The 20,131-nt window shown below is 56.5% G+C and carries 16 protein-coding genes; 1 reads left to right on the top strand and 15 read right to left on the bottom strand.

The annotated features are described in order from the left end of the window. Positions 1-11: 11 nt before the first annotated feature. Positions 12-599: a hypothetical protein gene (locus HX823_RS06195; RefSeq protein ID WP_177074406.1), complete on the top strand. Its 588-nt coding sequence runs from the start codon at positions 12-14 to the stop codon at positions 597-599. Between the two features lie 141 nt (positions 600-740). On the opposite strand, the gene HX823_RS06190 is transcribed toward HX823_RS06195, so the two are convergent. The 15 genes from HX823_RS06190 to pgaC all read right to left on the bottom strand — a co-directional run bounded on the left by HX823_RS06190 (position 741) and on the right by pgaC (position 20,131). Beyond that, complete coding sequence (locus HX823_RS06190) at positions 741-1,160, bottom strand: RDD family protein (protein WP_177074405.1); 420 nt, start codon at positions 1,158-1,160, stop codon at positions 741-743. 17 nt (positions 1,161-1,177) lie between these two features. After that, positions 1,178-1,486, bottom strand: a complete 309-nt coding sequence (locus HX823_RS06185; protein ID WP_177074404.1) for a hypothetical protein — start codon at positions 1,484-1,486, stop codon at positions 1,178-1,180. A gap of 69 nt (positions 1,487-1,555) precedes the next feature. Then, positions 1,556-1,966 carry a hypothetical protein gene (locus HX823_RS06180; protein ID WP_218169651.1) on the bottom strand — a complete coding sequence of 137 codons (411 nt, stop codon included), beginning with the start codon at positions 1,964-1,966 and terminating at the stop codon, positions 1,556-1,558. After that, entirely contained in the window at positions 1,963-2,748 is a 786-nt protein-coding gene (lepB, locus tag HX823_RS06175; protein WP_177074403.1) for a signal peptidase I, read from the bottom strand. The genes HX823_RS06180 and lepB overlap by 4 nt, the downstream gene beginning before the upstream one ends. 786 nt (positions 2,749-3,534) lie before the next feature. Continuing rightward, positions 3,535-3,930, bottom strand: coding sequence for an SMI1/KNR4 family protein (locus HX823_RS06170; protein WP_177074402.1), 396 nt, complete (start codon positions 3,928-3,930; stop codon positions 3,535-3,537). Between the two features lie 381 nt (positions 3,931-4,311). Further along, a complete protein-coding gene (locus HX823_RS31910) occupies positions 4,312-4,551 on the bottom strand; it encodes a transposase (RefSeq protein WP_256349998.1) in 240 nt (79 codons plus the stop codon). Positions 4,552-5,226: 675 nt separating this feature from the next. Further along, a complete protein-coding gene (locus tag HX823_RS06160; RefSeq protein ID WP_033900135.1) occupies positions 5,227-5,901 on the bottom strand; it encodes a hypothetical protein in 675 nt (224 codons plus the stop codon). 308 nt (positions 5,902-6,209) lie between these two features. Continuing rightward, the gene (locus tag HX823_RS06155) at positions 6,210-6,464 is read right to left on the bottom strand and encodes a hypothetical protein (RefSeq protein ID WP_082461618.1); all 255 of its coding nucleotides are present in this window, start codon (positions 6,462-6,464) and stop codon (positions 6,210-6,212) included. A 36-nt stretch (positions 6,465-6,500) separates the two neighbouring features. Next, positions 6,501-6,863 carry a hypothetical protein gene (locus HX823_RS06150; RefSeq protein ID WP_177074401.1) on the bottom strand — a complete coding sequence of 121 codons (363 nt, stop codon included), beginning with the start codon at positions 6,861-6,863 and terminating at the stop codon, positions 6,501-6,503. Beyond that, the gene (locus tag HX823_RS06145) at positions 6,860-7,054 is read right to left on the bottom strand and encodes a hypothetical protein (protein ID WP_177074400.1); all 195 of its coding nucleotides are present in this window, start codon (positions 7,052-7,054) and stop codon (positions 6,860-6,862) included. Before HX823_RS06145 ends, HX823_RS06150 begins: the two co-directional genes overlap by 4 nt. A gap of 120 nt (positions 7,055-7,174) precedes the next feature. Continuing rightward, positions 7,175-7,693, bottom strand: a complete 519-nt coding sequence (locus HX823_RS06140; protein WP_237142536.1) for a hypothetical protein — start codon at positions 7,691-7,693, stop codon at positions 7,175-7,177. Continuing rightward, entirely contained in the window at positions 7,681-16,185 is an 8,505-nt protein-coding gene (locus HX823_RS06135; RefSeq protein ID WP_256349996.1) for a hemagglutinin repeat-containing protein, read from the bottom strand. Before HX823_RS06135 ends, HX823_RS06140 begins: the two co-directional genes overlap by 13 nt. Before the next feature lie 30 nt (positions 16,186-16,215). Beyond that, complete coding sequence (locus HX823_RS06130) at positions 16,216-17,940, bottom strand: ShlB/FhaC/HecB family hemolysin secretion/activation protein (RefSeq protein WP_038842446.1); 1,725 nt, start codon at positions 17,938-17,940, stop codon at positions 16,216-16,218. A 365-nt stretch (positions 17,941-18,305) separates the two neighbouring features. Next, on the bottom strand, positions 18,306-18,788 hold the full coding sequence (gene pgaD / locus HX823_RS06125) for a poly-beta-1,6-N-acetyl-D-glucosamine biosynthesis protein PgaD (protein ID WP_038842444.1): 483 nt from the start codon (positions 18,786-18,788) through the stop codon (positions 18,306-18,308). 2 nt (positions 18,789-18,790) lie between these two features. Further along, positions 18,791-20,131, bottom strand: coding sequence for a poly-beta-1,6-N-acetyl-D-glucosamine synthase (pgaC, locus tag HX823_RS06120; protein WP_038842442.1), 1,341 nt, complete (start codon positions 20,129-20,131; stop codon positions 18,791-18,793).

Here is a 20,131-nt window from a genome sequence, read left to right as displayed (position 1 = left end):
AGGAGCAACACATGAAAGGATTGATCAAACACTGCCTGGTACTCGCGGCGGTCTTGTTGACTGGCTGCGTGTCCTACTCACAACACGAACTGCCAGCAGTGCAGACCTGGCCTCCGACTGCAAATGCGCCCGCGCAAAAACCGACGGCGTACGTGCGCACCACGGCGCAAAACCACGTCAACGGCGGCCCGGGCAACGCGGCGGTCGGTGCCCCGGTCGTGCTGTGGGAAAAGGCGGTGGCCGACACCTTCCAACAGTCCAATCGCTTTTCGCGGGTCAGCACCGACAAGGTCGACTCGGACCTCTATGTGGATGCCACGCTGCACAACAATGAAGAGTACAGCCCGGTTTCGGCGTTTATCACCGGCTTCACGTTCTGCATCATCCCGACCACTGCGAAGAACGTCTTTACCCTTGAAACCGTATTCAAGGACAAGGACGGCAAGGAGTTGGGCCGGGTCAAAAAGAGTGAGTCGGTACGCACTTGGGTGCACTTGGTGTTGATCGTGGGCCTGCCGTTCCAGACTGACACGAGGGAAGTGGTCGAGGCGTTGACGCGCAGTACGCTGGATGAGGCGGTACAGCGTAAGTTGCTGTAAAGGCTGTGTCACTGCTGTGATGAGTGGGTTTCAAAAGCCGGAGACTGCTACGCAGTCAGCGGGAGCAAGCTCCCTCGCCACAGCAAGCTCCCTGGCAACAGCAAGCCCGCTCACTTTGATCGGTGTGAAACGCAGCCCTGCTCACGTGTTGATCACAATCGTCTTGGCGAACATGTCGCCCAGGCGCGTCCTGGATTCCATGAAGATCCACACCCAATCGATCACCACCAGCGCGCCGGAATTACGCGTGAATGACTGGGAAATGCTGCAGCCTTTACGGGTCTTGCGGTCGACGGTGGCAATGCTCAGCAGGCGCTTGCCCAGGCTCTGGCCGTTGGGGAGCGCATCAGCGAGCAGGAAGTAGGCGAAGGCCGCAAAAAACGCGCAAAGAAAACCCGCCTTGGGCGTCACCGCAGGAACGTAGACAGACAGCGCCCCGGCGGCGAATTTGACGACGAAAAAGATCAGCACCGCGAGGGCGCAATCGATGAGGCGCGCGGCCAGGCGGCGTCCGATGCTGGCCAGGATGGTCGGGCGTTTAGCGGTGTTGCTTGCGTCCATGCGGTGTTGCTCCAGCTTTAAGACGGAAAATTGGTGTCGACAAAGTTTCTGGCAAAGTCTTCGGCGATTATCGGCACACCGGCCTGGGCGAATTTTTCCGAATTTGTGCGCCACACTGCTCTGATTTTTTCCTCCAACGAAGTCGGAAAATCCATCTGAGTGGCGACAACATCAGACCAACTGCCCTGCGTCCCATACAGTTCGTGCAACTTGGGTTCGAGTGCCGTCAAATCGGCGCGTTGCTGATCGGACAGCGCACCAATGGCCGACAGGACGTAGCATTCAAGAAGGCGGAGGAAGGGCTTTCCTTCATATCGATTCATCATCAAAAACGCTCAACGAAGTTTGAAAAACCAAAAGGACCAAACTGACTGCCTATCCAAGCCCAGCCAGCTTCAAGGCGTTTGCGGCTGCTTTGAATCAGCGCAGATTTGCTCCCACCCTTTTTCAATCACACCCGTGTACTTGCCGCACGATGCCCCTTTTAACTGAGCCTCCATAAAATCGTGTTCCGGCTCGACCCACAGCAGGCCAACCAGATAGGCCGCAACCGCCGCAAGCATCAGCAGCGCCACTGTCCGAGTCAACATAAACCGGAGCGTGGCTGCGGCAGTGCGAGACCGTTCAAACACAAACGCAAACAACAGGCCAATGCCGCACCACACAAAAGCGCCTGCCGCCACGCCCAGCACTGACGCGCTGCGATCGAGGTAAAGCCAGGCCAATATGAATACGCTGGCGCTGCCGCACATCACCAGCAGGCACAACCACTGCACAACCCGACACGCCCCACTCGAAAGGCTCATGGGAACGTCGTCCCGATACGCGCCCGGTCATTTGAGAACCAGATGCCCGTCACCTTGCCCACCACGTCCTCAACCGCGACCTGGCCCATGAAGCGGCTGTCGTTGCTGCTCCAGCGGTTGTCGCCCAGCAAAAAGAGGTGCCCTGGCTCGACCGTGACCGGTGCCATTTCAAGGGATTCGGGCCCTTTTACGCGGTCGGCCGGTGCGTGAAACAACCCGAGGTTTTCGCCGTTGTGGATCAGTTCACCGTTCACCAAGGCTAATGTATCCCCAGCAACACCCGCCACGCGCTTGACCGCTTCAGTGCCATTCCAGCGGTACACCACGATATCCCCCACCTTGGGCGGACCCGCGCGCAGGTCGGTCAGGATGTAGTCGCCAATGGACAGCGTCGGCACCATCGACCCGGATGGGATGTAGTAATTTTTGAACCCCAGCACGGGTACCCGCAATACATCGAGCATCAGTACCGCGATCACCATCACCCCGACGTAAAGGACATGGAAACGCTTGCGTGGCACATTGGGCGGTCCGTTGTAGCGACGAGCCAGCACGGCGGACAGGATGGCTGAGCCCAGTTTGACGGTGATCAAGAAGGCAAATAGCCCGTACAGCCCAATAGGGGTAGCGACCAGCCCCAGCGCCCCCAACAACGCGAAACCGCCATACAGCAACACGGCGACCCAGATACCCCACTTGATACGGCCGACATACACCAGGCCCCAGCCGGCCACCAGGCAGGACATGAGGAAGGCCAGGAGCGAGTATTTTACGGATTTCATTGATCATCCTTGAAGAGGTAAAAAGCATCTATAAAACAAGTAAATCCGACGTTCAACGAACATTAGACAACCACAAGACAAAACCTAGAATAAAGCCAACTCCAGCCATTTTCAGATAAAGCGGCATATTCTCTCTTATAAGTAAGGCCACGTCCTCGCCACCACTCACCCAATACCCGGCAACCTGAAAGGACACACACATAAATAATAGGCCGAACGCACAGGCGCAAGGAAGATAGACAGCGACCCACCAAGGTTCATTTTTTCGCATTACCGTCTCTTTTCTTCGAGAACAAGGAACAGACTAATTAAAATAAATAAGTCCATCCTCTTTACACTTTACCCACCTTACAGACCGCGCTTTTCTTCATATTCATTAATCAACTGCAAGCCATATTGGAAATTTCAACCCAAGACGAGTTCAGCTTTACAAATCCACTCATCAGCAATCCCGTCACCTTAATCAGCAAACCCAACGAAATCCGACTCTTCAATAAGATCAATTATTCTCGAATAATCCACGTCTAATTGCTCTACGCTACGAGCCCACAAACTCCAACAATCCGACTAAAAAAGGGGACGGATTTATTTAGTATGGCTTGACGATCAGTCAAGCAATTCCTGTAATCACCCTTATATAGTTCAGCAGAGGTGATATGCTTGATGAGCTCACGGATTTCAAGTGTGTTTTCCACTATCACTTTCCGACTAATTCATCTGCGGGGATCGCCGCCTTTTTTATCATTTTTTCAAAATCAGATCTTCGGCTTTCCTATGCACAACAGCTCAACTCAGCAAACCATATAAAAAATAAGAAAACTTATCACATAATTTTCTAACACTCATGTCCGAAGAGTCTACCTCTACCACAGCCCAGTTGTCGCTCACATCGAAGCCGAAACACCGTCCCTGCATGTCATCTCCGAAAAATCGAATATCCCGTAGCGCTATCGCTGTACCTGCATCAAAAATTTCATCAGCCTCTAAAAAGCCGCCATAAAGCATGATGCCCGCATCGTCAATCTCCCCAGTTCCGAACGTTCTTAAGAATGCCAAATAATCTTCGGGGACATCCTGAAAAGCTGCTTGGATCGCACGTAAAACAGCTTCCTCCACAACAACGAGCCCATCTAAAAAATGCTCATCTTTTTTCTTGCGCATCAGGGCTTCAAAGTTCTCCATTACCACCTCTCTATTTTTTGTCTGAGAAAATTTCTCGCGCTACGCTTCCGGCGCGGTGGATGCCACCTTGGTGTTGATCCGGGGAAATAGAGGTCAGACCACCATTGACATTTGAAAGTCATCTCTTTGGGCGACCAGCGAATCCTCTAACGGTTCGCTTACCCAAAGCTTGTGCTATCTGCGACGAATACTTTCCCGTTCCGAACACGTAATGTCTATTTGTAGCACCTCTGATTTGGTCGATTACTTCTTGCTGAAGCTCATCCTTGAAGAGACGACGATACGCCTCAGTTCTCTGATCGACATTACTACCCAATTCTTTATAACAATCATGAGGCGTTATAAGGGCTGAAGGTTCCAGCTATGCATTTGCACGGTAGCTCATCCAACGATACTCAGCGGGATGATCCACCATTCCCGCTCTGACGGATTCATTTCTATATACCGATAACAGGCCATCAAATAGCTTTCGTGCTGCACGATACAAGAAAGATAACGACCTTCCCACAGAGTACCTGTGCGTTGATAAGTACGATTTATATTTTGGACATAACGCTGACCAAGCCCTTTCATTAACGAACCAGCACTAAGATGGGTAGTTGGAGTCAGTAATACATGCATGTGATTCGTCATGAGACACCACGCGTGAATTTTGCAATCATGAGTTTCCGACAAAAGCTATAAGAGGTGGATCTAAAAAAATTTAATCATCTTCTGAATAGAAACAAACCGAACGATTATTTCCGCGCTGAATAATGTGCAGCGGAAGACCTGGTACCAACAACCGAGGACAACGAGCCATAACAACCCCTTGATTTCTGAAAGAGATCAGCTTAGTCGCCTGCAACAAAAGCAAAGAAAAAATAATGATTTCAATTAAATAAATAAAATTTTTAAAGAGCACAAGTCGTTATAAATAGCGAAAACCATTATATACGTTAATGAAACATCACAAAAAAAGTTAAACCCTTGTATGGATTTCGCTGAAAACGTGGTCTGACCCCGATCCCCCTGTGATGGGAATTTTAACCGTATAAGTAGCGACTAACCCGTCGCCACAACTCGGGGTAGCCGGAAGCTAAAGACCTGCAAACCCTAAAGGAGCACCATTCCGAGACATCCTATCCATGACTTCAGCATGTCGCTGATTTATAGATAGCATTTTATCAGGACACGCGTAAAACTATAATTCTATATCTGCTGCACTCATGGGGTTCTTGTCCCAGTACTAACAATGCTATCGAAACCATTGGACCGAATGAAAGCTTTAGCCTGAGCCTCAACCTTTTGCACCATTCAACTCCTCAATGCTGGCAACGACAACACTTCATCGTACTTTGGCCAGTCTTCCCTCGCGCGTTTGAGCACACCTCGCATCAACTCGTCCAACTCAGGCACTGGTTGCTCGGGCGGCAATTGGTCAAAGGGCGCGGCCAGCAGCGGATGATCAATCTTCTGCGGATTGGCTAAACCTTCCCACTGGCGCAGGCGCAGAATATAGAGAATTTCCACTGGCACGCGCTCCAAGTGCCAGTCCCGATTGAAGTCGTAGGAATTCTTCTGGCTCTCTTTGCCGGTTTGCCAAGTGTGGCGGTCACACGCGGCCAACAGGCAGGGCATCAGATCGTCGGGGCTTGGAGTGCGCCACTTGGTCAACAAGGCTTCGTAGATGGGTTCGTCGTAAGCATAAGCAGGCCATTGATGCGAGACATCGCCCACCCAATCGGCAAACATGCGCAGCATAAAGGCTTGGGCGCGGCGGTGTTGCTCTTCGTACTCAATCACTAATTGATGCCCACGGTTGAGAGCCGCATGGGTGAGATAGCCCTGATGGATGACGGCATCCTTCCAGCCTAGGACCGCCATGGCGGCCATCATATTGGTGGCGGTTTGGATGCTGTAGTTTTGGCGGCGTCGATCATTGCCTGCCGCTTTGGCAATAATGTCGAACTGGCCCGCCCAGAAGAACAACTGCCAAATTCCTACTTGGTAATAGCGCAGCCAATGGGCCAATTCCAGAAGCCATTGCGGATTATCTGGTGCGTTTGCCAATACCTTGTGGGCTCGTGTGACGGCCATCCATTCGGAGCTACTACGCGTAACGTTGTCACTATTCGGTACAGGCATTGATGGCTTCGCAAATGCATCGCCGCGCTCAACATATTCACGGATGCCATTCAACTCGTATTCATCTGAGACGTGTGGCCCCTTGACTATGCGCCCCAGCACACTTTTGTAGGAGGGCCATTCCGAGTTTACGCCCGAACGCTCGCACTGAATTACTTCTTGGTCCATGGTTCCACCTTAAATTCTGCTATACCTGTTTTACTGGAAGCGGGAACACCGACTTTGACTGTTACACCTTGAACCTTGGCTTTTCCTGAATCCAACGCCGCTTGCAAAGCATCGCGTAAAGCAGGATCAGAGTCGGCACATGGTACTTTTGGCATATTGTCGTAGGCCTTCAACACGGCCTGCAAAGGTATCAGAATTAAAGGGGACAGATTTATTAATAGCCTACCGATCAGCGTCACATTTAAATAAATCCGCTCCCTTTATCTTTACACAAACTAACTCATACTATAATAACTATAAAGATCCGAATCCGGCCAAAACTCATCATATGTGGTCAATATACTTCGAAGGGCCTCACTACGAGGATCTTCTGAAGGGTTCATTTTTAAAATTACAAATTCTTTTATTTCAGGCCACTGCAACTCACGCATGCAAAATGCCACAGCTTCAAATGGCGAGTTCCTAGATGTTAAAATCAGTTTAAATCTATCTATAAACCACTCTCTATAGTCCGGATGTTTTTTTACAAACTCTAAAATATTTAACAATGACATCTCATAGGAAATTTCCAGCTCTTCACTAAAAGCGGCCATAGCCACATCACAAAGAATATCAAACTGTTTAATAATGTCATTCATTTTGGCACCCAAGCAACTTTTCTTGGATTACCAAGATCTGGCACCCAGACTTTTTCTATGTATTTACCAGTCACATCAAGTCCTTTTTGAGAGAACGCATTTTCTGCTGCGATCTGTGCAGCGCGACCGGAAGGTTCATAATGCTCAGAAGTACTATCTATATATTTAACTTCCCCGCGCACAATTTTCACCTCACCAGCTGCAATAACGGGCTTACTATTCGCAAGGTCAATGTGGAAAATAGGGGTCAGACCACCAATATAAGTTTTAGCAGTAATCGTGTTCTGCCCCCTATTTTCCCCTGCTGCTTTTTAATAGTTACCAAGCCCGCGACATTTCCACAAAATGGCATAGGGCAGCTCGTCATCCAATATGTCTGTCGAGCGAAAATAGTAGACCACTGACGCGTTCTCGAGGCTTTTGTGAACAAAGGCACCATCGGACATTATGCGGTAAGAGGCATGTTCCATAACGTCCCCCACGGCCTTCAACGCTTGCTTGATTTGACCATAGGTCGTGCCTGCCGTCTTTGGTATCAATTCCGCAGGGGGACTACTGACAGCCATGTCATCACGTTCAACTTCTCTGAAATAGGCTCGACGAAACGCTGCCTCGCTGGTTGCCCAGTAAAAAGAAACTAATCGGAGTTTGTCCTGACCATCCTCGTTAACGGTGTCGGCCAAGCAAAATTGATTATCGCAAGTTCCATAAACACCCTCATCGATGAGTGAAAGTGCCGCTCCGGATGTATCAAGGACATCACCTGCTTTTTGCTCAAGCAACAACGACCAAGGAATCATCACCACACCCTCCAGAATTATTGCGGCCATTTGAATATTTTGCCTTCGACCCTGCCAGCCTTGAGTGCATTTTCAGCTGCCGTTTTATGCGGTCCCTCTGGCATATTTTTGACCGAATTTACGATCTCGGTTTGCCAGGCCTGCAGTTTTGAAGCCGGCACCGATGAAGGATAACGTCCCCCTTCCGCTCGATACTTAGCGTCCCAAACAATCAGTGAACGAATCGACGGATCATACGTAATGAAATCTGCACCGGGTAGCGATGCTTTTCCGGGACCGGAGACGCCTATCTGGCCGGACTCCAATGTCTGGTGCCATCCACGCGCTTCGCCGATTGCGCCGTTCAGTTCTGAGAAAGGACTACGCCCATAGTTAACGTTGGCGAGGGTGACAACATCGGCATCAACCATTGGTTTTGGGGTCGCCGGTATAACATTTCTTTCGACCAGAACACTCGTTTCCCAGTCACCCTGCCCCCCAAAAGCATTCTCATTCTTGGCTACCACACCTTTAGTAGACCCGGCGACCGACTGTCCTTTAAACACGCTCGGCAAACCGGCAGCCGATGCGTTCAAAGCCCCAAGGAAAATGTTCTTGGCGCCGTCGCTTGAGTCACCGTTATAGGCCTGCACGCCACCATAAGTGATCTGCAATACGCCGCTCTCAGCGGTCACCAACCGTACAGCCAACCCCACGCCCCCGCCCAGCACATACAAAGCAGGCGTGCCAATTGCAGCCTCCCCTTCGTAGTGCTGGTTAATGAGCATTTTCTGTTGCGCGTCGCGGTAAAGCTGTTCGTTTTCGCTAGGAAAGCGGTTCATCTGCGCCAACAAATCGCCGGGATAGAGCCGTTCTAGCGAAGCGTCTTTATTGAAGCTCCCAGCCGCGTACGCCACATCGTTGCTTTGTCGCAGAGGACCGGGCCGCATAAGCGCGTAGATGCGGCGATCAGCCTCACCCTGTCCATACGCCGCAACGAGTGCGTTTGCGTAATCCGTGAGGTACGCCTGTGCTGCGGCTTTATCGGCAGCCGACATCGAGTCTGAATTGCGGCGCAGGCGCTCAACCAAGGCATCTGAAATCTGATCTTGCTGATCGAGCGCGATAAGCGTCTTTGCGTCCTCGATGGTGTACTTTTTGTGCTTGATCGCGTCGCGAGCCTTTTGTAGCAAAGACTCGTTAGCCGGGCTCAACAGGTTATTTTCAACCGCGTTTTTCCCAACCTGCGCCGCTGCCACCGCATCCAGCGCGCCCTTGCCGGTCAGCGATCCAGAAAGGCCACCCGCCAAGGTCGAAAGACTGGCGATTGTCTGTTTTTGCTCTTGGGTCAGGCTTTCATTACTGACGACGCCATACAGATGCTCCTTGATCAGCCTGGCGGTTTCTTCCGCCGCCACAGCACCGGCTGCGCCAGCAAGTGCTGAGTTACCGCCAGCCTTGGCGAGCACAGCACCCAGTACCGCATGGGCCATCAGATTGGCTGTGGGGTCGCCCTTGGTCCTGTCCCTGATTGTTTCTGCCAGATACGGCGCCGCCGCCCCCGCCAACGCGCCCCCGACGCTACCGCCCATGGCCGCTTGCACCACAGCCGTTACCGCCTGGCTGGCCTTCTGGAAGCTGCTCCCTACGCCATAATCCTGCTGGGCACGTTGGTTGATCTGATCCCGCGTCGGGTTAGCAACCCCTTCCTGCACGAGCTTTTCTCGGGTCGCTTTGTTGACGTCGCTATTAGGGTCGTCAGCGGCCTTGATCCTCGCCGCAGCAATCGCGTCGCCAATCCCCTTGGTCAACTCCATCGAGCTTTTGACCAAGTCCATGCGCTCTTGCATGGCCTTTTCATCAGGCTTGTCGAGGCGCTGGTTAGCATTCGCTGTGTCGCGGTTCAAACCGACGAGGTCGTTAGCGCCCTCGGGGTTGCGCACTAGGATCGCGCCTTCGCTGACAGCGCTGCGCGTATAGCTGTGATCCGAATCATTAAGCGCCATGCCATACAGGGCACCTGGAGTCAGCGTGCCCACGCCGCCACTGTATGAACCGGAGACGCTCACGCCCGCCGATTTGCTCTCAATCTCGCTTTTGTTCTTGATGTCGCTGACCAGCAGTCGATCTGTCAGCAACAGGTTTCTATCGGCGGTGGCTTCACTCGCAATCACTGCACCTTGCAAGGTGGTGTTCTTGGCCACGTCGATGGTGTAGCCACCTTTGCCGGCATAGAAACCGCTCTGGTCGGTGACAGCCTGGTAGTCGCTGTTCATCTTCGACGCCGCCAGGTTGGCGGACGCTGCCACGGTTGAGCCGTAGCAGAACGGTGGAACGCAGATGCTCGCACCAAAGCCCGCGCTGTCCTGCTTGCTCTTGGATGTATCGGTGTCCTGGCGCGACAGGATGTTGAGGTTGCCGCCGATGTCGGCATCGATACGATCAGCCCGTACCTGTGCCCCGATCAGGCTGGTGTCCTGGCCGCTGCGCAGTACCAGCGAGCCGCTGTCCAACGTGGTGTTGACCTGGGTAACCGAGCCACCCGAACCCAAGTTTTTGGCGGTTTGTGCGCCAAGGTCGAGGGTGAAGCCATTTTGCTCGCCGATGTTGAAGCTGGCGCCGATGGCAGTGCGATTGCGTGAGCCATCGTTTTTGCGGTCGGTGGTGTTCTGCGCGCTTTGCATCAGGATGTTGTTTTTCGCGGACAGCAACGTGCTGTCGGCTTTCAACGTACTGCCGGTAATCGTCAGGTCACCCAACGTGCCCGGCGCGTCGCCCGCAGCAATGATCGACAGTTTGCCCCCGACGTTGAGGTTGCTCTGGTGAACGGTCTGCGCCGCGTATTCGCTGCTGCTCTTGGTACGCGTGTTAGCCAGTTCGGTGCCGATCTTGATCAGCGAACCGTTGCCGGCGGAGCCACCGGTTTTGTTCTTGAAGCCGGTGCTCTGCTTATTGAGCTCGCCGCCCTGGTTATTGAGGTTGTAGAGCGACAGCGCCGCCTGGGCGATTTTTACCGCTTTGAGGCGCGGGTCGTCGGCACTGCGAGCGGCCTCTGCGGCGTCGCGAATGCTGTTGGCGGTATCGACGACAGAGCCCGCGACAACACGGCCTACTGCCAGACTTTTCGAACTGTCCTTACTGGTCTGACTGGCAGTCTCCACACCCGAGGTGACGGTGACATTGGCACCACTCAACTCCATGTTCTTGGTGCTCACCAGATCACTGGCCACCACCGTCAACTCACGCCCCGCCGTCAACGACACATTGCCCGCACTCGAGCCAACGGTACTGCCGGTCAAGGTCATCTCATTGGCCGTGCCGTTGTGCTTGGAGCTGTTGATGTACAGCTTCTGGTTGCCGGTCATGTCATCCAGACCGAGCTTGTTGCCGGTCAGCACACCGGTCAGGTCGCGATTTTTTTCCTTGTGCATGTCGGTGCGGGCGAAGGTGTTTTGCGCCGCGTCGATGGTCACGTCGCGACCGGCTTGCACGGCGAGGTCGCCGGTGCTGACCAGGTTGGAACCGGTGACGGTAGCGTCGCGCTTGGCGGCAACAGTGACGGTTTCGCCGGAGACCATGCTGCCCATCGCGGTGGTGCGTTTTTCGTCGACTTTGTCCTGGACCTTGCTTGACTTGAGCCCGCCCCAGCTGCTTTTGCTTTCCTTGCGCTCATGGCGGGCGCTGTCGGAATTGCTCACGGTCAGGATGTTCACGTCCTGGCCCGCGACCAATTGCGTCGCGCCTTTCTCGGCGGTGACCGCGCTGCCAGCCAGCAGCAGGTCTGCACCGGCTACGACGGTGCTGTGAGTACCTGCACTGACAAGACTGCCGACGTTGTTCACCACGTCAGTTTCGTCGAGGCGGAATTTCTTGCCCTGGGACGTTTTCTTGGTCTTGCTGTAGAAGCTGTAGTCCTGGTCTTCGGCGGTACGCAGGCTGAGGTTTTTACCGGACACCAGGTAAGCCTCGCTACCGGCATTCACCTGGCTGGCCACCAGTTGCAGGTCTTGCCCGGCACTCAGAGTGGCGTCGCCACCGGCCTTGATCACACTGGAGACTTGCTGGACGTGGTCCTCGATGCGGGTGACTTTTTTCGAATTGAACGAAGAGTGTTGCTCGTTGGCCGCCGCGATGGCGTTGAGGTCGCGGGTGGCGACAAGGTTCACATCGCGCTTGGCTTCCACCTGGCTGGCGACGGCGCTGATGTCGCGACCGGCGATCACGTGCAGGTCGCGGCCCGCCTCCACGACGGAGCCGTGTTGAACGATGTTCTTGAAGTTCGAGCGGGTGCCGACAGCGCCGCTGTCTAGTGTTTGCGCCACGGTGATATTCACGTCGCCAGCAGCTTGTGCCGTGGTATCTGCAGCACTTTTAAGCACACCACCCACGTTGTTGAAGTTGGCACCGGCTTTCAACGCCAGCGCGCCAGCGGATTCGATGCGCGCGGCATTGTCGACAAAGTCGCTGCGTTCTGTGCGATAGGCACTCGCGCTTTCGTGAGTGGTCACGCTGCGCTCATTGATCAGGTCGGCACCGGCGACGAGGTTGACGTCGCCACCGGCAATCACGCCACCGGCACGGTTGCTCAGGTTGTTGCCGCTGAGCAGGTCCAGGCGCCCGCCCGCTTGCATCAGACCGCTGTTGGCGAGGTTGCCGCCGACGTTTGCCAACAGGCTGCCGGTGGCGCGCAGGGTGCCGGCGTTATTGAGGTTGCTGCCAGTGATCAGGTTGACGTCGCTGCCGGAAATCAACGCGCCATTCGGCGCCAGGCGGTTGCTAGCCTGGGCAAGGTAAAGCACGGGCACCAGCACCTGTTGCCCGGCCACGGTAGCGTTTTCCAGCCACACGATATCGTGGGTCAGCGCCGCGACCTGTTCGGCGGTGAGGCTCACGCCGACCGACAGGTTCAACGCGCTTTTGCTGCCGATGGCGTTGTCCATCAGGTGCTTGAACAGGTCGGCATCGCTGGTCTGGCCGTCGATGAAACGCTGGCCGGTACGCGCGAGCACGGCTTGCTGGATCAGACGCTGCTCGTAGAAACCATCACCGAGGCGACGCTGCGCCGTGTCGGGGTCGTAGCCGAGCTTGGTGAGCATGTAGTCCGAGCTCAGGAACTGACGCATGTCGGTGAGCAACGGGTTGGTTTCGATCAGGTATTTGTGCGGGTTAGCCGCGAACTGGCTGGTCGGCAGGCCATTCACGCCCTTGCCATCGTTGAGGTGAAACAGCCCGTTCTCACCCGTCGGCAGGTTGAAGCCCGGCAGGCCCAGTGGGTTGACCTGTTGCTGGGAAACGTCCGGCGGCAGTTGGGGGTTGAGGCTGATCTCGGTCGAGAAACCCGGCGCGTTGGTGTTGGCGCCGCTGCCGACATAGGTGTAGCCACGCTTCACGACGCGGTTGTCGATGCCTTCCTGGGCGTTTACGGCTACTTCGCCACCCGCCTGGATGACGGCGGCGTAGCTTTGGTCCGGCACCAACAGTTGGGTAGTTTTGCGCAGGTCGGGTTTTTCGCCTTCCATTTTGCCGATGAACGCGGCCATGGCGGCCTCAACCCCGTCCATGTTCTTGCCCGCTGAATAGCGCGCAGTGAATGCCGCCGCCTCGCGGTACCAGCCTGCCGGCTTGCGCTCGCGCTCAGAGGTAAAGACACGATCGTATTGAGTGTCATGGGTCACCAGGCCGACGTTGGTCAGTTGGTCGACACGCACCGTCATGCCGCCGCCGGCAGCGATGCTACTGCTGCTGTTGAGCAACGTGCCGCCGGTGAGCAGCATGTTGGCGCCGGAGGTGATGCTGGCGCCGGCCGTGGCGTCGGTGACGATGAAATGGTCACGCTGGGTGATCTGGAACGGCCGGTTCTGCTTGCCACCTTCACAGTCTCCGCCGGTCACGCCATCGATACAGGCGACGGGTGTAATGGAAGCGCTGTAGATGCCCGACTCGGTGGTGAGCACGGTGCGGATGTTATCGATCGTGCTGGCCGCCAGGGCCAGGTTGCGTTCACTTTCGATAGTGCCCGAGCTGTTGATGATGCTGGAAGCCAGCCCGCCCTGCCCGTCGCGATCAACGCGTAGGTTGCCCATGGCGTAGATGTTGGCAGCGAGGTTTTTCAGACGATCGACCTGCAGGTTCATATCGCCGCCGCTGAAGATCAGGCCATGGTCATTGAGCAGGTTGCCCACGGACAGGTCGAGGCTGCCTTGGCTGGCGACGATGCCGCCAACGGTCCAGTCCAGGCCTTTACCGACCAGTGCACGGGTGCCGAGCAGCTTGCCGGTGGCGGTCTGATTCAGGCTGTCGACATTGACGGTCAGGCGTCCGGCCTGGATTGCGGTGCTGTTTGTCCAGTTGGTTTTGTCGAGGGTCAAGTCGCCATTGGTCGCCAGGCTGCCACCGACGTCGTCGAGGCTGATGCCGCCCAGATCGAGCACGCCAGTGCCCACGTGCAGCACCTTGCCGCCGGTGTTCTGGAAGGTGCCGGCGGCGAGGCTCAACTGGTCGTTGGCGGTTTCCAGGCTGCCGCTGTTGTTCAGCAAGCCGCCGATGGCGTAGCGGGTTTTACCTGCCTGGCCCAATGCACGCATCTGGCCGCTGTTGGTCAGGCTGGCGGTGTCGACATCCAGGGTCGTGGCGCTCTCGATCAAGCCACGGTTGGTCAGGGCGCCTTGCAGCTTCAGGTCAATCTGGTTGGCCGCGATCTCGCCGCCGTTATCCACATTCAAGCCGCTGAGGCGAATGCGATCACGGGCCAACAGCGTGCCGCTGCCGTTGTTGAAATCGGTGGCATCGATCACCGCATCGCCGGCTTTGGCAGCGATGCGCCCGCCGTTGTTGGCGAGGGTGCCGGCGGTGATCGTCACACCAGCCTTTTCACTGTGGATCAGCCCGTTGCCACCGTTTTGCAGCAGGCCGGTGGTGGTAAGCGCCAGGCCATCGTTGGCGGCCAGCGTCCCGCTGCTCTGGTTATCGACACTGTTGGCGAACAGGGTCAGCAGGCCCTGGCTGGCAAGCTTGCCGCCCTGGTTATCCACATGGGCAGCGCGTTGAACGAGCAACGGGCCGACGCTCGCCAGCTTGCCGTTGCGGTTGATCAGGTCGCCGAGCAAATCCAGGTTGATGGAGCTTGCGCCCGTGAGGTTACCGGCGCTGTTGTCCAGTCGGTTGCCGTATAGGGTGAATGCACCCGTGCTATCGATAATGCCGCCCTGGCTGTTGTCCAGCAGGCCGCTGACGTTGAGGGTTTGTGCGCCGTCGCTGAGCAGTTGGCCCTTGTTGCGGTTGTCGACGCTGGCGGCGGTGATGTTCAGCGCCTGCTTGGCACTCATCGTGGCGCCCTGGTTATCCAGTGTTTGTGCGGCGGTGGCGGTGAGGGTGCGATTGGCGATCACCCGGCCGGTGTTGGTGATGTTCTGGCTGTCGAGCGTGACATCGCCACCGGCATTGCGCGTGTTATCGGCGTTGACGCCGGCTTCGATGATGCCGCTGTTGGTCAACCGGCCGTTGCTGGCCAGGGTGATGCTGTCGCGGGCAGCCAGGGTCTTGCGGTTTTTCAGCTCGCCCTTGGTCTGCGCCTTGAGCGTGGTGCCGGCGTAGATCGCACCCTTGGTCTCAAGGCTGGCCGCCTTGATGTCCACCGCGCCGCTGGCGGCGGCCTGGGCCATGCTCAAGTGGCCGTTGGCATCCAGTTGGATATCGCCACCACTGGCCGCCAACGTACCGTCGAGCTTTACGCCCACACCGGCTTCGGTGCCCACCAGCTTGATGGCGCCCGCGTACATGCCGCCGAGCGCCGAGGAGTCGATAGCCAGTTCCGGCTTGGCGCTGCCGTCATCGGCGCGTGCAGTGGTTTTCAGGCTTTGCGCATCGACGTCGTTACGACCGGCAATCACGGTGAGTTCGCGTGCGTTGATCTGCGCGTTGATCTTGGCCGAACGGGTGATGATCTCGAAACGGTCGACGTTGCTGGCGTTCAGGCCTTTGCCGTCGATGGTTACGGCACCGCCATCCACCTGGTAATGATCCAGGCGACCGACTTTGTCGATCACCGGTTTGCCGGTAGTCAGCGTGACGTTGGGGGTGTTGATAAACCCGCAACCGTTGCAACTGATGCCATAAGGGTTGGCCACGATGACCTTGGCCGACTGCCCCGCCACTTCGGTATAGCCACGCAACCGGCTGGGGCTGCCGCCGTTGACCTCGTTGAGGATGACGTTCGCCGCGCCGCCCTTGAGGTTGGGGTTACCGATAATGATCCCGCCCAGCTGCGTGCTCTGGAGCGCACCCGTGGCGTTGTTGAGGATCACGCCATTGGGGCCAACGTTGTAGTCCTTGAACTGGTTATGGGACAAGCCGCTGCCATTGGGCGTGGCGATGTTCACCACCGGTACGCCGTTGCCGGCCTGGCCGACCGTGGTGCCCGGGCCGCTGACCACGATGCCGTCGGCATTGGCCAGCAATGGCTGCCAGAACAGCGCGTTGGCCAGGACCAGCGCAAGTCCACGTTGAGTCAGGCTTTTCAGGGCAGCAGCAGGGCGAACATCCATATTCTTAAATCTCAAGGCAGCGGCGTTGAATTACAGGAACAAATCCAGGCGGAAATAGATCGGCGCTTCGCGCTCGGTCACCACCCCAGGTCGTTCCAGGGAATGGGCAAACGTCACGCTGGTGCTGACGTATTTGCCGCGGGCGAACAGCTCGACGGAATTGCTCGATACCCGCCCGTGCTCGTCATCGTTGTAGCGATCGTTGCGAATCACGCCCTGGTCATAACCGACGCTGGCGCCGTATTCGGCGAAGGCCGGACGCATCCAGTCCAGGGTGACCGGTCGCGCCCAGCGCACTTCGTTGCGCCAGTAGCCACCGCTGTCGCCGTTCAGTTGCTGGTCCTTGAAACCGCGCACCGAGTAGGAGCCCCCCAGGCTCATGCGTTGCGGTGAATACAGGACGTCTTCACTGCGTTGCCCGGTGGCAAGACTGGAAAAACTCAACGACTCGCCCCACAACGTAAAGGGCTGCAGGTAGCTCATGGTGGCGGTGTATTTGCGATAGCGCGGCGTCGCCGTGAGGTTGCCCTGGGCGTCTCGCTCTTGCCGATTGCTTTGCGCGTCAAACGCGCCGATACCGTTTTGCATGCCCACATCCAGGTTGACGAAGGCATTGCCGATACGCCGCCCGTGGGTGAGGCCGACCTGGAACTCGCTGAGGCGGTTGCTGCTGGTCGGCAGGCGTGCGTCGAGCACGTAGTTGTTGGTGCGCAGGTGCGTCAGGCCGACGTTGACCGAGGTCTTGCTCACATCGTCACGATGGATCACGCGTTCGGCGCGCAGTTGGTGGTTCTGGCTGTCGCCGTTCTGCTTGAACTTGAAGTCATCGACCCTGCCGAAGGTGCGGTATTCACTCTCGCTGTAGCTGTAGCTGAAGTTCCACCAGCCCCACGGCAGGTTGTAATAGAACATGCTGCTTTTCGAGGTTTTCTGGTGGTCGCTCATGGCATCGTGGCCACCGCGCAGAATCAGCTGATCGGCCAGGCCTAACGGGCTGTCCCATTCCAGGCCCGCGCCCCATTGCTGTTCGCCGGTACTTTTCTGGCCGTCGTTGTTGCGTGACAGGCTGGCGCGCCAGGGCTTTTGTGGCGTGTTCTTGACCCGTACTTCACTGCCGCCGATTTGGCTGCCAGGGGTTAGTTCCATCTGCGCCTGCTTGGAGGGCAACCGGCTGAGTTGGTCCACCAGTTGTTCGACTTCGCGCAGGTTGAGTGCTTCGCCTACCTTGCCAGGAAACGCCATGGCCAATTCGCGATCGGTCACACTGCTGCCCTCGGCGCCCTTCAAGCCTTCGAGTTTGCCTTCGACCACCAGCACTTGCAGATGACCGCTGGAGAGGTCCTGTTGCGGCAAGTACGCGCGACTGGTGACCCGGCCCTTGGCGATGTAATAGTCGGTGATGACCTTGAGCAACTCATTAAGCTGCGCCACGCCCAGGCACTGGCCGATGTAGGGTTTGAGTAGGCGTGTGCGGTCAGTTGCGGAAAGGCTGTCAGCGCCCTTGAGTTCAATGTCCTGAATGGGAAAGCAACGGGTATCCGCCGGCAGCGCCGGGGCTGGGGGCTTGGCGTCTTTGCCGGGCAGGTCCTGAAGTTCTTCCAAGCGCCGGCGCTGCTCTTCGAGGAGACGGTTCTGGCGGTCGCGGATCAGGTCTTGATCCCCTGGCGTAGGAGCGGCCGTGGCGCTGTTCAGGCTCAAATAGGCGAGCAGGAAAGTGCACAGCAGATACCGAGTCCGTGGCAGTAACGAAGACATGTTCGATCCATCGAAAATCAAGGGCCGGCAAACTAACATCGAACTTGCGCCAACTCAAAAAGAACAGTTAGTTGGACACTTGTACTAGCTAATCATGCAAGCTGTTGATTAATAACAACAAAAAATAATCAAAAAGATACATGGCCTGTCACTGGAAATATTATTCCGACAAGCGGCAGCACTATTGATCGCGATTCGTCGGATAACTTATAAATTGCCATTAGTTGGCCATCAAGTTATTACCGAGATAGGTTAGTACCGGAAAAAGCAGAAAAGTTCGCGAAGGTTTTGTGAATTGGATCCCATTTGTCGGGATTAAACCGGATCGTTCCCACGTTGCATGGGAACGATCTTCCAGCACCGTCTCAGCTGGCGTCTTTGCTCTGGTCCTTGCCGGGCACCAGGGTCAGCCCGGGTTTTTCCACATCACGGGAAACATGGGATTTGACCTGCGCCACACCGCCTTCCTCATCGTTGTGGATCACCAGCACCCCAGGCCGACGCAGTTGCTCCAAGTCACCTTCGCCCAGACTGAAGCTCTCGCTCAGGTTCTTGTCGGTGAGCGCCTTGGCCTCGGCGCGACGCTGGGCAAACTTGCGCCCTTTACGTTGCTGGTAGCGCGCCCAGGTGACCAGGATCACGGCGTTGAACAACGCAATCCACAGGTACACCTGCAAGGTATTGAGTGCAGCAAAGATCGGCGCCTGGATACGCGGCCCACCGTGGGTCTCCAGCATCGAGTTGATCCCACGGGCCAGCAGCCAGATCAAACCGGCCCAGGCCATCAGGGTCAGCAGCACATCGATGATCCACATCACCTTACGTTGGCGGGTTCTCACCAGTTTCATGATCACGCCTCCTCTTCAGTAGGTTTGATGCCGCGATCCGGGCTGACCCAGCGCGCCCGCTTCTGGTGCTGGTTGAACAGCACCTTGGGGAAGCTGACCAGGGTGGTGAACAGGCTGACCAGCCAGAACACCATCGGGTACCACACGGTCCAGAACAGGGTCTTCCACAGATCCTTCTCGTAGCGGCGGTCGATCATGATGCTCACCGCGAACTGCAACAGGCACACCATGGCCAGTACCAGGCCGGTAAACGCGGGCGGAACCAGGGAGTCCACCGTGATCGCCGGTGGCAACACCATGAACTTGCCCAGCACGTAGAAGATCACCGACAACAGGAAGGTAAACGCCCAACCGGTGGACAGGCAGTATTCGAACAACAGCGGCCACAGGTAGCGATGACGCCATTGCCAGATACCCCGGATATTCTTGAACAGCACCTCAGCGCCACCCTGGGCCCAACGCAAGCGTTGCTTCCACAGGCCGCCGACCGTCTCGGGCATCAGGATCCAGCACAGAGCACGGGGCTCGTAGAAGATGCTCCAGTGATCGAGTTGCAGCTTCCAACTGACATCGATGTCCTCGGTGATCATGTCGGTACTCCAGTAATCGATGCGGTCCAGCGCCTTTTTACGGAACGCGACCACCACCCCCGACACCGTGAAGATCCGACCAAACACCCGTTGCGTGCGCTTGATCAAGCCGATGATCGAAGAGAACTCACCGACCTGCACGCGGCCGATCAGGGTCGAGCGTGTGCGGATACGCGGGTTGCCGGTCACCGCCCCCAGGCGCGGGTTATCCAGCATCGGCGCCACCATATAGGCCGCCGCGTTTTTATCCAGCAACGCATCGCCATCGATGCACACCAGGTATTCACTGCGTGCCGCCACGGCGCCCATGCGCAAGGCCACTGCCTTGCCCTGGTTCTGCGCCAGGTGCAGCACGCGCAGACGCGGGTGCTCCAGTGCCAACGCATCGAGCACTGCGGCGGTGTTGTCTGTCGAGCCGTCGTTGACCGCGATCACTTCGATGTTCGGATACACCTGACCCAGTGCGGCATGCATGGTGTCGGCGGCGTTATCCCCTTCGTTGTAGCAAGGGATGATGATCGAGATCAGTGGGCTGCCGGCCAGCTCGGGGGCCGGGGTATCTTCTTTCCAGGGCCAGTGGCGCTCCCAGTGCAGCCAGAAATACAGGCCGCCTGCGATCCACAGCGCCGACATGAACAGCGGGTAGAAAAACACAAAGTCCATCAGGAACTGCCCGGTGACCAGGAAGATCAGGCCCAGGGGCACACCCAATACCAATGCCAGCACGAATAAAGCCAGGATTCTATCGAACAT

This window comes from Pseudomonas sp. P7759 (assembly GCF_013386445.1).
In the GTDB taxonomy this organism is placed as follows: domain Bacteria; phylum Pseudomonadota; class Gammaproteobacteria; order Pseudomonadales; family Pseudomonadaceae; genus Aquipseudomonas; species Aquipseudomonas azotoformans_A.
Note: the sequence above shows the minus strand (reverse complement) of the source record. Positions and strands in the feature narration are given on the sequence as shown.